The sequence below is a fragment of the Salmonella sp. A29-2 genome (assembly GCF_020150755.1).
Classification (GTDB): Bacteria; Pseudomonadota; Gammaproteobacteria; order Enterobacterales; family Enterobacteriaceae; genus Salmonella; species Salmonella enterica.
The window spans coordinates 3,082,210-3,096,095 of record NZ_CP083731.1; the positions used below are offsets into that span (position 1 = coordinate 3,082,210).

Genomic DNA, 13,886 nt, shown 5'->3' on the forward strand with positions numbered 1-13,886 from the left:
ATCAGCCTTTCCCCTGCGTCGCCGCAACCATCGGTAAATTCAGACCTTGCTCCACAGCGCATTCCACCGCGAGATCATATCCGGCATCGGCATGGCGCATGACGCCCGTCGCCGGATCGTTGTGTAACACGCGGCGAATACGCGCGGCGGCCTCGTCAGTGCCATCACAGACAATCACCATACCGGCGTGTTGCGAAAAACCCATCCCCACTCCGCCGCCATGATGGAGCGATACCCATGTCGCCCCGCTGGCGGTATTCAGCAACGCATTTAACAGCGGCCAGTCGGAAACCGCGTCGGAACCGTCGCGCATCGCTTCGGTTTCACGGTTAGGGCTGGCGACAGAACCGGAATCCAGGTGATCGCGGCCAATCACAATGGGCGCGGATACCTCGCCGCAACGCACCATTTCGTTGAACGCCAGTCCCAGTTTTTGCCGCCACTCCAGGCCTACCCAGCAGATACGCGCCGGTAGCCCCTGAAAATGAATGCGCTCACGCGCCATATCCAGCCAGTGATGCAGATGTTTATCCTCAGCCACTATCTCTTTGACTTTGGCATCGGTTTTATAGATATCCTGCGGATCGCCGGACAGCGCCACCCAGCGAAACGGCCCGATGCCACGACAGAACAGCGGACGAATATAGGCTGGCACAAATCCCGGAAAATCAAAGGCGTTTTCCACTCCCATCTCTTTCGCCATCTGGCGAATATTGTTGCCATAATCAAAGGTCGGCACGCCCATTTGACTGAACGCCAGCATCGCCCGAACATGTGCCGCCATGGAACGTTTCGCTGCCTGCATCGTCCCGTGGGGATCGGATTGCGCGTTTTTCTGATACTCCTCCCAGCGCCAGCCGGAGGGTAAATAGCCATGTAGCGGATCGTGGGCGCTGGTCTGATCGGTCACCAGGTCCGGGCGCACGCCGCGATTAACCAGTTCCGGCAGGATATCCGCCGCATTCGCGCACAGGGCGACGGACACGGCTTTCCCCTCGCGGGTGTAGCGCGTAATGCGGGCCAGCGCGTCATCCAGCGTGGCGGCCTGCTCATCCACGTAGCGAGTACGCAGACGAAAATCGATACGGCTTTGCTGGCATTCAATCGTCAGCGAACACGCTCCGGCCAGCGTCGCGGCTAGCGGTTGCGCGCCGCCCATGCCGCCCAGTCCGGCGGTCAGCACCCAGCGTCCCGCCAGCGTGCCGTTATAGTGCTGACGCCCCGCCTCGACAAAGGTTTCGTATGTTCCCTGCACGATTCCCTGACTGCCGATATAGATCCAGCTTCCGGCCGTCATCTGACCGTACATCGCCAGCCCTTTCGCATCCAGTTCGTTAAAGTGTTCCCATGTCGCCCAGTGGGGAACCAGGTTGGAGTTGGCGATTAATACCCGCGGCGCGTTGTCGTGCGTTTTAAATACGCCGACCGGTTTGCCAGACTGAATAAGCAACGTTTCGTCCGCCTCCAGCCGGGTGAGCGCATCAACAATAGCGCCATAGCATTCCCAGTTGCGCGCGGCGCGACCAATCCCGCCGTAGACCACCAGCTCATGCGGATTTTCCGCCACGTCAGGATCGAGATTATTCATTAACATCCGCAGCGGGGCTTCTGTCAGCCAGCTTTTCGCCGTTAATACCGTGCCTCGGGGCGCGCGGATAGTCTGCTGACGATACTTGCTTTCAGGCATAGCAATGACTCCTCATTATTATCGGTCTGCCATCGCCAAATAACGCTAAAACGCCACTATCAGGCACCGCCGCAGACCCACAGATAAGAATCAGACATATACTTGTCTATACAAGTAAGCACAAGAATAGAATTAACAAAAATGATACAATTTTGTTATATTGTGTCAGCAATCACGTTTTCCGGCAGCGGCCCGCTCAGGAGATAAATCGTCCCTGTAGCCGGTAGCGCGACCCGGGGAAAAGTAAACGGGCGTGAGAAACAATCCGCGACGCGGACCAGGTCGTACGACGAATGAGCAGACAAGGCTCATGCTCTTTGATAGTTAACCACGCGCACTCTTGCGCCGTGGCGCGCACCGCCTCCACAATATGTTCCCCTTCCGTTAGCGGCGCGATCCGCGACAAATAAGCGTGCGGCGTGGTCTGACTGTAATCCTGCGTCAGGTAATCCACGGCAATATCCGCATTCACGCAGCGATCTTCAATTTGTACCGGCAGATCGTTTTCATAATGCACCATGATGGAATGGAAAATGACATCGCTCTCATTGACGTTGAGAGCGCTGGCCTGGATGGCGTTTGCCCGCACACGCTCCAGCGTGAGCACCTCACAACGATGCTGATGACGGCGGGCGGCAATCTCCTCGGCGATACTGCGGACTTCAAACAGCGCGGACTGGCCTTTCGGTTCGGCGACAAACGTCCCCACGCCCTGTAAACGCACCAGCCACCCTTCATCCGTCAGCTCACGCAGCGCCCGGTTGATGGTCATTCGGCTAAAGCCATACTGAGCGACCAGTTCAGCTTCCGACGGAATGCGATCGTGCGGCTGCCAGACGCCGCCGGCTATTTTTTTACAGATGTCCTGTTTCACCGTTTCGTAAAAAGGCGCAGGCGCAGAACGGGAGCGGGATGAATACATGCGTGAAGCCTTCCTTATGCGGATAATGTTTTCCGGATGACAGATTAACGCCACCAGTGCGCGATTTGCCAGCCAAGCCGCGCCGCCACGCGCGCCGCTGCGCCATCTTCATCAAAGCGTGGATTAAATTCAACCAGATCCGCCGCCTGTAATTTTCCGCTGCGGCAAACCGGCTCAATTAAACGCAGAACCTGTATCAGCGGCACGCCCAGCGCTGCGGGAGCGGAGACGGCCGGCATTTCCCAGACAGGCAATACGTCGAGATCGATAGTCAGATAAATTTTATCCACCTTGTCGATAAACTGCGTCATCTGCGCCAGCGCGTCATGGCAGTCAAGATCCTCCACCACGGTAACATTCCGCCACTGCGCTTCCCGCCACAACGCCTGCGTATTCGCCGCACGGCTCACGCCGAAACAGGCATAATGAAACGCGCGGCTCTGCGCGTCGCATAGCTGCGCCAGTTGACGAAACGGCGTACCGGATGTTGCCCGGTCGGTCTGACGGAGATCCAGATGCGCATCAAGATTAATGATCCCTACGCTTTCCTGCGCAAACGCGTCCAGCACCCCCGCGCCGTGTCCAAATGCGGTTTCATGCCCGCCGCCCAGCACCAGCGTGCGCATCCCGGCCCGCAGACAGCGGCTTACCGCATCGCGCAAGGCTTGCTGCGCGCCTTCCAGATCGGGCGTCGGCGCAACCCAATTGCCTAAATCCACCAGCCGTTCATGTCCCTGGTGGCTGGCCATATTCGCCAGCGCTTTACGCAACGCGTCCGGGCCGCCTGCCGCGCCGGGACGCCCTGCATTGCGTTTTACCCCCTCGTCGCAGGCAAATCCCATTAACGCTATCTTTTGCTGCCAGTTTTCGGGGGAAAAGGTCTCGCTGCGCGTGACGGTCTGAAACAGACGCCGCGCATCCGGCGCTTCTATACTGTCATCGCGCCCCTGCCAGAGCGCCGGAGAAGCCGGATACCATTGCGTCATGAGATTTGTCCTCTGTATACCCGCTGATATAAAGGATTACGCCCCGGCTCATACACAACCTCTACCGGCTGTTCAGCATCCCACACCACAAAATCCGCCCGGTAGCCGGCCCTGATCTGCCCATGCGTCGCCTGTCTTCCCAACGCGCGTGCGGCATGGCGCGTAACGCCCGCCCATGCCTCTTCCGGCGTCAGACCAAACTGTACGCAGGCCATATTCATCGCCAGATGCAAACTGCAAAACGGGCTGGTGCCGGGATTGAAATCGCTGGCGACGGCGACAGGCACCTGATAGCGGCGCAGCAGTTCCACCGGCGGGCGCTGCGTCTCGCGCAGAAAATAAAACGCGCCGGGCAATAATACGCCGACAGTACCGCCGTCACGCATCGCCGCGACGCCCGCTTCATCAAGATATTCGATATGATCCGCCGATAAGCCCTGATAACGGCTCACCAACTGCGCGCCGCCCAACAGCGAAAGCTGCTCAACATGGCCTTTAACGGGAATACCTAACGCCTTCGCCGTCTGCAACACGCGCTCACTCTGCGCCACATTAAAACCGACGCTCTCGCAAAAGAGGTCTACCGCATCAAATAACCCTTTTTGCCAGAGCTGCGGAATCATCGTCTCGCAGACCAGAGTGATGTAGCCGTCCGGGTCGTCACGATACTCCGCTGGCGTAGCATGAGCGGCCAATAGCGTGGGGCTAATGTCGATAGCGTTTTCGGCGGCAAGTTTTGCAGCAACGCGCAACAGCTTTTCTTCTGTCGCCAGCTCCAGACCATAGCCGGATTTAATCTCCAGCAGCGTAACGCCTTCGCTGGCAAGGCGCATCATGCGTTCGCGCGCCAGCAGGTAGAGCGTCTCCTCCGCACAGGCGCGGGTTGCTGATACCGTCGCGTTAATGCCGCCGCCCTGAGCGCTAATATGCTGGTATGACGCGCCGTTAAGCCGCTGTTCCCACTCTGCGGCGCGGTTACCGGCAAACACCAGATGCGTGTGGCAATCGATAAGTCCCGGGGTTACCAGTCGTCCCTGCATATCATGGATATTGTCCCCACTGACAGGAAGCTGCGTCTCTGGCACGATATCGCAAATATGCCCTTCGCGTACAATCAGCGCCTGGTTATCCACCAGCCCGTACGGGGCTTGCCGCTGCGGGTCCATTGTCGCCAGCCTGATGTTTCGCCAGACAGTATCGCCCGGTAAAAGTTGCCGCATTCCTGTCGCTCTCTTGCCTGTCATGAGTTGTATAGACATTTATTTTCTTTCTGCTCCGGATTGTCAACTCAAAGCGCGAAAGTTGTTGCTTAATTGTGATAAAACTATCTGATGCGACAGGTGTTTCCAGCCTGAAAAGGAACTTTTTACCTTTTCGCCTTCCCGTTTCGTTCAACTTAGTATAAAAAAGCAGGCTTCAATGGATGTCATTTAACTTTTTCAAGCCCGGAGCAACCTGTGAATACATTATCGGTTTCCCGTCTGGCGCTGGCACTGGCTTTTGGCGTGACGCTGAGCGCCTGTAGCTCTACGCCACCCGATCAGATCCCTTCCGATCAAACCGCGCCTGGCACCGCCTCGCGCCCAATTCTGTCGGCAAATGAAGCGAAAAACTTCGTTGCGGCGCGCTATTTTGCCTCCCTGACGCCGAATACCGCCCCGTGGTCGCCGTCGCCGATTACCCTGCCCGCACAGCCTGACTTTGTGGTGGGGCCGGCAGGTACGCCAGGCGTTACGCACACCTCGATTCAGGCCGCGGTCGATGCGGCAATGGTTAAACGCACGAACAAACGCCAGTACATTGCTATTATGCCGGGCGACTATCAGGGGACCGTGTATGTTCCCGCCGCGCCGGGAAGTCTGACCCTGTACGGGACCGGTGAAAAACCGATCGATGTGAAAATTGGGATGGCGATTGATGGTGAAATGAGCGTCGCTGACTGGCGCCGCGCGGTGAATCCCGGCGGGAAATATATGCCTGGTAAACCCGCCTGGTATATGTTCGATAACTGCCAAAGCAAACACGCCGCAACGATCGGTGTGATGTGTTCTGCCGCGTTCTGGTCACAGAATAACGGTCTGCAGCTACAAAATCTGACCATCGAGAACACGCTGGGCGACAGCGTCGATGCTGGAAACCATCCGGCGGTGGCGCTGCGTACCGATGGCGACAAAGTCCAGATTAACAAGGTCAATATCCTTGGCCGCCAGAACACCTTCTTTGTGACCAACAGCGGCGTGCAGAACCGTCTGCAGACCGATCGTCAGCCGCGTACGCTGGTGACGAACAGCTATATTGAAGGCGATGTGGATATGGTTTCCGGACGCGGCGCCGTGGTGTTCGATAACACCAACTTCCAGGTCGTCAACTCCCGCACACAGCAGGAAGCCTACGTCTTCGCCCCGGCGACGCTGTCCAATATTTACTATGGCTTTTTGGCGATCAACAGCCGCTTTAACGCCTCCGGCGATGGCGTTGCGCAGCTTGGCCGCTCGCTGGATGTCGACGCCAACACCAACGGTCAGGTAGTGATCCGCGACAGCGTGATTAACGAGGGCTTCAACGTTGCCAAACCGTGGGCCGACGCGGTCATCTCGAAACGTCCGTTTGCCGGAAATACGGGAACCGTGGATGACAAAGACGAGGTGCAGCGTAATCTGAACGACACTAACTACAACCGCATGTGGGAATACAACAACCGCGGTGTTGGCAGTAAAGTGGTGGCGGAACCTAAGCAGTAATCGCCGTTCCGGTTCAGGTTTATAAACGGGCCGCCGCAGCAGATGTGGCGGCCCGTGGTTTTACTGCAAGCGATGTTTATTGAAATTAATCAGGCAGCCCGCCGCCCTCCGGCACACAGCGCTTTAGTACGCGTTCACCACAACCCACATTGGCCCCTGGCCGACGGCATAACGACCTTTTTCCGTCAGCAACCCCTGAGTGCCCGTAATTTCATAGACCGCGATATGATGTGATTTTTGACCCGCAGCAATCAGGTATTTTCCGCTATTGTCGATATTAAAGCCGCGCGGTTGGGCTTCCGTCGGCTGGAAGCCTTCAACGCTAAGTACGCTGCCGTCTTCGGAGACACTAAAGACGGTAATCAGACTGGCGGTGCGGTCACAGGCATACAGATGCCGTCCATCCGGCGTAATATGAATATCCGCCGCCCAACGGGTATCGGAAAAATCGGCGGGCATCATATCCAGGGTTTGTACGCACTCTATCTCACCATGCGGATTTTTAAGCTGCCAGACATCCACCGAACTGTTCAGTTCATTGACGCAATAGGCATATTGTCGATTCGGGTGGAAGACCATATGACGCGGGCCTGCCCCTTCAACTGTATTTACTTCCGCCGGCTCCTGGGCCACCAGATGGCCGTCATCGCTTAGCGTAAACAGACAAATGCGATCCTGTTTTAGCGCAGGCACCCACAGGGTACGGTTATCAGGCGTAATATTTGCCGAGTGGCAGCCGTCCAGCCCTTCCACCACATCCACCAGCTCAACCGGCAGACCATCCTGTAAGCGCGTCACGCTGACATTACCGGCGTTATACGATCCGACAAAGACAAAACGACCATGATGATCGGTAGAAATATGGGTCGGGCTACCCGGCAGGGCGGATTCGGCGGCAAACGTCAGCGCGCCATCATCCGGCGCAATACGATACGCCAGGACACGAAACTCCGGGCGCACGCCGACATAGAGGTAGCGTTTATCCGGACTGACCACCATCGGCTGAACCTGACCGGGCACATCTACGACCTGCACCAGCGTCAGCGTCCCTTCGTGGTTCAGGCTCCAGACGTGAATTTGCTGACTCTCAGGGCTGGCGGTATAGACTGTTTGTTTCATGAATACTCCTTTGCATATGGCATGTAGCTGCAATAACAGGACACAGCTTAACGTAGTCGCTTTTGACGGCGAATGCTGAATTCAGACGCAGAATTTTGTCTGCTTACCGTCCCGGTGTACCATGCCGACAGACGGAATTATTACTCTTAATCTGGAAAAAATTATGACTGCACGCGTGATTGCCCTCGATTTAGACGGAACGTTATTAACCCCGCATAAAACCTTACTCCCCTCCTCGCTTGACGCGCTATCACGCGCCAAAGAGGCGGGCTTTCAACTTATCATTGTCACTGGCCGCCATCACGTTGCTATTCATCCTTTTTATCAGGCGCTGGCGCTGGAAACACCTGCTATTTGCTGCAACGGCACCTATTTGTATGATTATCAAGCTAAAACTGTCCTGGATGCCGATCCTATGCCCGTGGATAAGGCGTTGCAGTTGATTGATTTACTGGATGAGCATCAGATTCACGGCCTGATGTATGTTGATGACGCTATGCTTTACGAACACCCAACCGGTCACGTCGTGCGTACCTCCCGGTGGGCGCAGACCTTGCCGCCGGAGCAACGTCCGACCTTTACACAGGTCTCTTCGTTGGCGCAGGCGGCGCGCGACGTGAATGCCGTGTGGAAGTTTGCGCTTACCGATGAAGATATTCCCAGACTACAGCGGTTCGGTCAGCATGTTGAACAGGCGCTTGGCCTGGAGTGCGAATGGTCATGGCACGATCAGGTGGATATCGCGCGCAAAGGCAACAGTAAAGGCAAGCGCCTTACCCAGTGGATAGAAGCGCAGGGAGGGTCAATGAAAAATGTGATCGCTTTCGGCGATAACTACAACGACATCAGTATGCTGGAGGCGGCAGGCACCGGCGTTGCGATGGGCAACGCCGATGAGGCGGTGAAAGCGCGCGCTGACGTTGTGATCGGCGATAACACTACCGATAGCATCGCCAAATTTATTTATACCCACCTGCTATAGTCAGGCGGTGATAGAAACGCTTTTCACCTGCGCGTAAAGCCACAGGCCAGGCTTGATACTCAGCTCATCCCTGGCCCACGGGCTTATTCGCGCCCACAGCGTTCTGCCGCCTATCTCAAGCTGGACTTCCACCTGTCCGTTATCGTCATAACAATTCGCCACTTTTGCCCGCAATACGTTGCGGATACTGGTCTGCTGCGGCGGCTGTAGTACCAGCGAGACATCCGACGCCTGTATACGAATACGCAGTGTGGATTGCAGCGGCTGATTGAGTTTATTTACCCACAGGTGCTGGTCGCCAAGCGCCAGGGCGGTCATGGCATAATGCGGGTGATGCTCCAGCACGCTGACTTTCAGAATACTGCTCTGTTGCTCTTTCGGCAGCCACGGGTGCATAACGCTGCTTCCCCAGACTTCTTCCAGCGGGCCAAACGCTTTAACCTGTCCATCCTCCAGCACCATGACTTTATCCGCCAGGTGGAGAATTTCATCGAGAGAATGGCTGACATACAGCATGGGAATATTGATTTCTCGCGCCAGCCGTTGCAGGTACGGCAGTAATTCGCGTTTTCGCGGGATATCCAGCGAGGCCAACGGTTCGTCCAACAGCAGCAACTCCGGGGCGGTGAGCAATGCCCGGCCTATCGCTACACGCTGTTTTTCTCCGCCGGACAAGCTCCCCGGCAGGCGATCAAGCAACGCTTCAATTCCCAGCAGCGACACCAGCTTATCAAACTGACCGGTCATGCTTTTCGCCATGCCGTAGCGCAAATTGCCGCGTACTTTGTAATGGGGGAACAGGCGCGCATCCTGGAAAACATAACCGATGCGGCGCTTTTCCGGCGTTAAACAGATACCGTTTTCCGCGTCATGCAACACCCGGCCATTCAGCGCGATGCGTCCTTTTTGCGGGCGAGTCAAACCGCTGATGGCATTAATCAGCGAGGTTTTTCCCGCGCCGGAGACGCCAAAGATAGCCGTGATCCCACTGGCTGGCAGCGTTTCGTTGAGGGTTAAACAGTGCGTTCCCAGCGTCTGGGAAAAATTAAGCTCCAGCATGGTTAGCGCCCCGTCCGTTCACGGCTAATCCGCGCCAGCCATTCAGAAATCAACAGCGAAATCAGCGCTAATACAATCGAAATCACGCACAGCCTCGCCGCCGCGCTCTCCCCGCCAGGCGTCTGAATCAAGGTATACATAGCGGAAGGTATGGTGCGGGTTTCGCCCGGAATATTGGAAACAAAGGTAATGGTCGCGCCAAATTCGCCAAGCGAACGGGCAAACGCCAGCACCGTACCGACAATAATGCCCGGCAGGGTAAGCGGTAAGGTGATAGTCAGAAAAACGCGCCAGCGCCCGGCGCCCAGCGTTCTGGCGGCCTGTTCGAGCTTGATATCCACCCCCTCCAGCGCCAGCCGAATGGCCCGCACCATCAGCGGGAAGGACATCACCGCCGCCGCCAGCACGGCGCCGCGCCAGCTAAAGGCAAACGTGAGACCGAACCAGTCATACAGCCACTGGCCAATAAATCCGCGTCGCCCCATCGACACCAGCAGCAGATAGCCGACCACCACCGGAGGCAGCACCAGCGGCAGATGCAGGACGCTATCAAGTAAGGCTTTGCCCGGAAACCGGCATCGCACCAGTAACCAGGCAAAAAAGATCCCAAACGGCAGGCTAAACAGCACGGCCAGGGAAGACACTTTCAGGCTAAGAAGGACAGCCTGCCATTCTGGATCGGTCAGTATCATTACTTCGTCGTAAATCCATAACGTTTAAAGATTGCCGAGGCCTGCGGTCCTTTCAGGTAATCATAGAACGCGCTGACGGTCGCATTTTTATGCCCCTCCACGATAGCGATGGGGTATTCCACTTTTTTATGTGAATCTTCCGGGAACGTCGCCACCACGTTGACCCCCTTGCTGGCGACCGCATCAGAACCGTATACAATGCCCAAAGGCGCTTCGTTACGTTCGACCAGCGCCAACGCGCCGCGCACATCCTCGCCCGGCGCCAGTTTCGGTTCAAGCGTTTGCCATGCGCCCAGCTTTTGCAGCGCTTCTTTGGCATAAATTCCCGCCGGTACGTGTTGCGGATCGCCCACCGCCAGACGCCCGCCGTTCAGCAGACGAATCCAGTCCGTTTTGTTGTCGATGGTAAACGGTTTCTGCTCGCTGGCTTTCGGCGCTACCACCACCAGGCTATTGCCAAGCAATGTTTCGCGCGTCGTGGTATCCACCGCTTTTTTATCGGCTGCGTAATCCATCCATTTCTGGTCAGCAGAGATGAACAGATCCGCCGGCGCGCCCGCTTCTATCTGGCGCGCCAGCGTTGAAGAGGAGGCGAATGAGGAAACCACATCCACATTTTTCTCTTTTTTATATTCTGCCGCAATGTCTTGCATCGCGTTCGTTAGCGACGCGGCGGCAAATACGGTGATCTTGCCTTCATCCGCCAGCGCATGACCAGCGATGACGAAAGATAATGTCGCCCCTGCGACCAGGCGTAACCAGGAATGCGCCATCTGTAACTCCTTGTGCGTTTCGTTATGTAAACGATAATATAACGATAATCTCAGGGGTTTCCCAGCGGTTATTCATACCCATTAACGATTAAACACAGAAAATATCGGCAGGAAAAGCAGGATCTTGAGTAACAAAAACGCCCGACTGAGCGGGCGTTTGGGGAAATCAGCGGTTCTGTCTGGACTGGTCTTTCTGACCGATACCGGAAAAAATGTTGAACACCTCACCCAGACCGTAAATCAGACCGAGGATGATGGCCATCACTACCGGTACCATGATGACGGCGAATACCAGACTTTTTAATAACTCTAACATGGGCAACTCCAGATATAGTCCTTTTTGTATTTTAACCGCATCACACAGAAAAGCACTCCCCTTTTGTGCGGTCGGCTTTGCGCTGACGCGCTTTTCAGTCACAATAGTCTTTTTACCAGGAGCTGGTTATGCAGGCCGAAATCCTTCTTACCCTGAAACTTCAGCAAAAGCTTTTTGCCGATCCCCGACGTATCTCTCTGCTGAAACACATTGCGCTTTCCGGCTCGATTAGTCAGGGCGCGAAAGACGCGGGAATCAGCTATAAGAGCGCCTGGGATGCGATAAACGACATGAACCAGCTTAGCGAACATATGCTGGTTGAACGCGCAACGGGCGGCAAAGGCGGCGGCGGCGCGGTATTAACCCGCTATGGCCAGCGTCTGATCCAGCTTTACGATTTGCTGGGCCAAATTCAGCAAAAAGCGTTCGATGTGTTAAGCGACGATGACGCCCTGCCGCTTGACAGTCTGCTGGCCGCTATCTCCCGCTTTTCACTGCAAACCAGCGCCCGAAATCAGTGGTTCGGCACCATTACCGCCCGCGATCGCGATCAGGTGCAACAGCATGTCGACGTGCTGCTGGCCGACGGCAAAACGCGGCTCAAAGTCGCGCTGACGGCGCAAAGCGGCGAGCGTCTCGGCCTGGAGGAGGGAAAAGAAGTGCTGATCCTGCTAAAAGCGCCGTGGGTTGGCATTACCCGGGATGCAGCCGTTGCGCGCGCCGCTGACAATCAGTTGTCGGGAACGATCAGCCATATCGAGCGCGGCGCGGAACAGTGTGAAGTGTTGATGGCGCTACCGGACGGCCAGACGCTGTGCGCCACGATACCGACTTCAGATGCCGCCACGTTAAAGGAAGGCGATGACGTGATTGCCTGGTTTAATGCGGACAGAGTGATTATTGCAACGTTGTGCTAAGCACATTGACATCCGTTGCCGAAAGACGTATCCCTGTCATTCATCGCTGCAAAAAATGGGATGCAAAATGTCATCGTTGCAAATTTCGCAAGGCACGTTTCGTCTGAGCGATACAAAAACACTTCATCTGGATTCGCTGACGCTCAATGCGGGCGATAGCTGGGCATTCGTTGGGGCTAACGGGAGCGGGAAGTCGGCGCTCGCCCGCGCGCTGGCGGGTGAACTGCCGTTATTAACTGGCGAGCGCCAGTGTCGGTTTACCCGCATTACTCGTCTGTCCTTTGAACAATTGCAAAAGCTGGTCAGCGATGAGTGGCAACGTAATAACACCGATATGCTCAGTCCTGGCGAAGACGATACCGGGCGCACTACCGCGGAAATTATTCAGGATGAAGTTCACCATCCTGCCCGCTGTGCGATGCTGGCGCAGCAGTTCGGCATTTCCGCTTTACTCGACAGGCGTTTTAAATACCTTTCTACCGGCGAGACGCGAAAAGCGCTGCTGTGTCAGGCGCTGATGTCTGAGCCGGAGTTATTGATCCTTGATGAACCGTTCGACGGGCTTGACGTGACCGCCCGTCAACAACTGGCGCAACGCCTGACGGCGTTGAACCAGGCGGGTATGACCCTGGCGCTGGTACTCAACCGTTTTGATGAAATCCCGGACTTCGTGCAGTTTGCCGGCGTGCTTGCCGACTGTACGCTGGCGGAAACCGGAACGACGGCAGAGTTGCTGCAACGGGCGTTGGTCGCTCAACTCGCGCACAGCGAGCGTCTGACCGACGTACAATTACCCGAACCGGACGAACCTTCCGCCCGCCATGCGTTACCCGATGGCGAACCACGGATCGTACTTAACGATGGCGTAGTCTCGTATAACGATCGCCCTATCCTCCACCACCTAAGCTGGCGAGTCAATCCGGGCGAACACTGGCAGATCGTCGGTCCTAACGGAGCGGGTAAGTCTACGTTGCTTAGCCTTATTACTGGCGATCATCCGCAAGGCTACAGCAACGATCTTACGCTGTTCGGGCGGCGGCGAGGAAGCGGCGAAACAATCTGGGATATCAAAAAACATATCGGCTACGTCAGCAGCAGTTTACATCTGGATTACCGCGTCAGTACCACGGTACGCAATGTCATTCTCTCCGGCTATTTCGATTCTATCGGCATTTACCAGGCCGTTTCAGACAGGCAACGAAAACTGGCGCAACAGTGGCTGGATATTCTGGGAATCGATAAGCGTACGGCGGATGCCCCCTTCCACAGTCTTTCCTGGGGACAGCAGCGGCTGGCGCTGATCGTGCGCGCGCTGGTTAAGCATCCGACAGTGTTGATTCTGGATGAGCCGCTGCAAGGGTTGGACCCGCTGAACCGCCAACTGGTACGCCGTTTTGTAGATGTATTAATTCGCCAGGGAGAGACCCAACTGCTGTTCGTTTCCCATCATGCAGAGGATGCGCCTGCCTGTATTACCCACCGGCTGGAATTTGTACCAGAGGGCGAACGTTATAAGTACGTTTCCGGACGATGCAATAATTAAATGTATTATCAGAATGGCGCCGCGCGCCATTCTGGAACCACTCTCATTTTATTAATAATAATAATAACGGTCGATAAGCTTACTATCTCTTGAATCGCTGACCGCCTCATTGTCATAATAATCCTGAAATTTTCGACAATGATGTCGTA

At 55.9% G+C, this 13,886-nt stretch carries 13 protein-coding genes; 4 read left to right on the forward strand and 9 right to left on the reverse strand.

The window, feature by feature from the left end; genetic code table 11:
• Window position 1 precedes the first annotated feature (1 nt).
• From hutU to hutI, 4 genes are all read right to left on the reverse strand, one after another.
• Window positions 2-1,687: a urocanate hydratase gene (gene hutU / locus K8W53_RS15080; protein WP_161400170.1), complete on the reverse strand. Its 1,686-nt coding sequence runs from the start codon at window positions 1,685-1,687 to the stop codon at window positions 2-4.
• A 196-nt stretch (window positions 1,688-1,883) separates the two neighbouring features.
• Window positions 1,884-2,609 carry a histidine utilization repressor gene (locus K8W53_RS15085; protein WP_000287416.1) on the reverse strand — a complete coding sequence of 242 codons (726 nt, stop codon included), beginning with the start codon at window positions 2,607-2,609 and terminating at the stop codon, window positions 1,884-1,886.
• 44 nt (window positions 2,610-2,653) lie between these two features.
• Window positions 2,654-3,595 (reverse strand): formimidoylglutamase, encoded by a 942-nt coding sequence (gene hutG / locus K8W53_RS15090; RefSeq protein ID WP_001616913.1) that lies wholly within the window; start codon window positions 3,593-3,595, stop codon window positions 2,654-2,656.
• Complete coding sequence (hutI, locus tag K8W53_RS15095) at window positions 3,592-4,815, reverse strand: imidazolonepropionase (RefSeq protein WP_023181223.1); 1,224 nt, start codon at window positions 4,813-4,815, stop codon at window positions 3,592-3,594. Before hutI ends, hutG begins: the two co-directional genes overlap by 4 nt.
• A gap of 237 nt (window positions 4,816-5,052) precedes the next feature.
• Here hutI and K8W53_RS15100 point away from each other — a divergent pair, with 237 nt between their 5' ends.
• The gene (locus K8W53_RS15100) at window positions 5,053-6,336 is read left to right on the forward strand and encodes a putative acyl-CoA thioester hydrolase (protein WP_001094776.1); all 1,284 of its coding nucleotides are present in this window, start codon (window positions 5,053-5,055) and stop codon (window positions 6,334-6,336) included.
• Window positions 6,337-6,459: 123 nt separating this feature from the next.
• On the opposite strand, the gene pgl is transcribed toward K8W53_RS15100, so the two are convergent.
• Window positions 6,460-7,455, reverse strand: coding sequence for a 6-phosphogluconolactonase (gene pgl / locus K8W53_RS15105; RefSeq protein WP_000815468.1), 996 nt, complete (start codon window positions 7,453-7,455; stop codon window positions 6,460-6,462).
• Window positions 7,456-7,618: 163 nt separating this feature from the next.
• Between pgl and K8W53_RS15110 the strand changes: the two genes are divergently transcribed.
• A complete protein-coding gene (locus tag K8W53_RS15110; protein ID WP_001748281.1) occupies window positions 7,619-8,437 on the forward strand; it encodes a pyridoxal phosphatase in 819 nt (272 codons plus the stop codon).
• Here K8W53_RS15110 and modC read toward each other — a convergent pair whose 3' ends face one another.
• From modC to K8W53_RS15130, 4 genes are all read right to left on the reverse strand, one after another.
• Window positions 8,438-9,496, reverse strand: coding sequence for a molybdenum ABC transporter ATP-binding protein ModC (modC, locus tag K8W53_RS15115; RefSeq protein WP_000891711.1), 1,059 nt, complete (start codon window positions 9,494-9,496; stop codon window positions 8,438-8,440).
• Window positions 9,497-9,498: 2 nt separating this feature from the next.
• Complete coding sequence (modB, locus tag K8W53_RS15120) at window positions 9,499-10,188, reverse strand: molybdate ABC transporter permease subunit (protein WP_000604026.1); 690 nt, start codon at window positions 10,186-10,188, stop codon at window positions 9,499-9,501.
• Entirely contained in the window at window positions 10,188-10,961 is a 774-nt protein-coding gene (gene modA / locus K8W53_RS15125) for a molybdate ABC transporter substrate-binding protein (RefSeq protein ID WP_000951416.1), read from the reverse strand. Before modA ends, modB begins: the two co-directional genes overlap by 1 nt.
• Window positions 10,962-11,127: 166 nt before the next feature.
• Entirely contained in the window at window positions 11,128-11,277 is a 150-nt protein-coding gene (locus K8W53_RS15130; protein ID WP_000891513.1) for an AcrZ family multidrug efflux pump-associated protein, read from the reverse strand.
• 128 nt (window positions 11,278-11,405) lie between these two features.
• Between K8W53_RS15130 and modE the strand changes: the two genes are divergently transcribed.
• Window positions 11,406-12,194: a molybdenum-dependent transcriptional regulator gene (gene modE / locus K8W53_RS15135; RefSeq protein ID WP_001147418.1), complete on the forward strand. Its 789-nt coding sequence runs from the start codon at window positions 11,406-11,408 to the stop codon at window positions 12,192-12,194.
• 67 nt (window positions 12,195-12,261) lie between these two features.
• Complete coding sequence (modF, locus tag K8W53_RS15140) at window positions 12,262-13,737, forward strand: molybdate ABC transporter ATP-binding protein ModF (RefSeq protein WP_000096940.1); 1,476 nt, start codon at window positions 12,262-12,264, stop codon at window positions 13,735-13,737.
• The last annotated feature ends 149 nt before the right edge of the window (window positions 13,738-13,886 follow it).

Excerpts from the sequence above, each read along its gene's own strand:
- hutU (WP_161400170.1), bottom strand. The coding sequence starts at position 1,687 with ATGCCTGAAAGCAAGTATCGTCAGCAGACTATCCGCGCGCCCCGAGGC.
- K8W53_RS15085 (WP_000287416.1), bottom strand. The coding sequence starts at position 2,609 with ATGTATTCATCCCGCTCCCGTTCTGCGCCTGCGCCTTTTTACGAAACG.
- hutG (WP_001616913.1), bottom strand. The coding sequence starts at position 3,595 with ATGACGCAATGGTATCCGGCTTCTCCGGCGCTCTGGCAGGGGCGCGAT.
- hutI (WP_023181223.1), bottom strand. The coding sequence starts at position 4,815 with ATGCGGCAACTTTTACCGGGCGATACTGTCTGGCGAAACATCAGGCTG.
- pgl (WP_000815468.1), bottom strand. The coding sequence starts at position 7,455 with ATGAAACAAACAGTCTATACCGCCAGCCCTGAGAGTCAGCAAATTCAC.
- K8W53_RS15110 (WP_001748281.1), top strand. The coding sequence starts at position 7,619 with ATGACTGCACGCGTGATTGCCCTCGATTTAGACGGAACGTTATTAACC.
- modC (WP_000891711.1), bottom strand. The coding sequence starts at position 9,496 with ATGCTGGAGCTTAATTTTTCCCAGACGCTGGGAACGCACTGTTTAACC.
- modB (WP_000604026.1), bottom strand. The coding sequence starts at position 10,188 with ATGATACTGACCGATCCAGAATGGCAGGCTGTCCTTCTTAGCCTGAAA.
- modA (WP_000951416.1), bottom strand. The coding sequence starts at position 10,961 with ATGGCGCATTCCTGGTTACGCCTGGTCGCAGGGGCGACATTATCTTTC.
- K8W53_RS15130 (WP_000891513.1), bottom strand. The coding sequence starts at position 11,277 with ATGTTAGAGTTATTAAAAAGTCTGGTATTCGCCGTCATCATGGTACCG.
- modE (WP_001147418.1), top strand. The coding sequence starts at position 11,406 with ATGCAGGCCGAAATCCTTCTTACCCTGAAACTTCAGCAAAAGCTTTTT.
- modF (WP_000096940.1), top strand. The coding sequence starts at position 12,262 with ATGTCATCGTTGCAAATTTCGCAAGGCACGTTTCGTCTGAGCGATACA.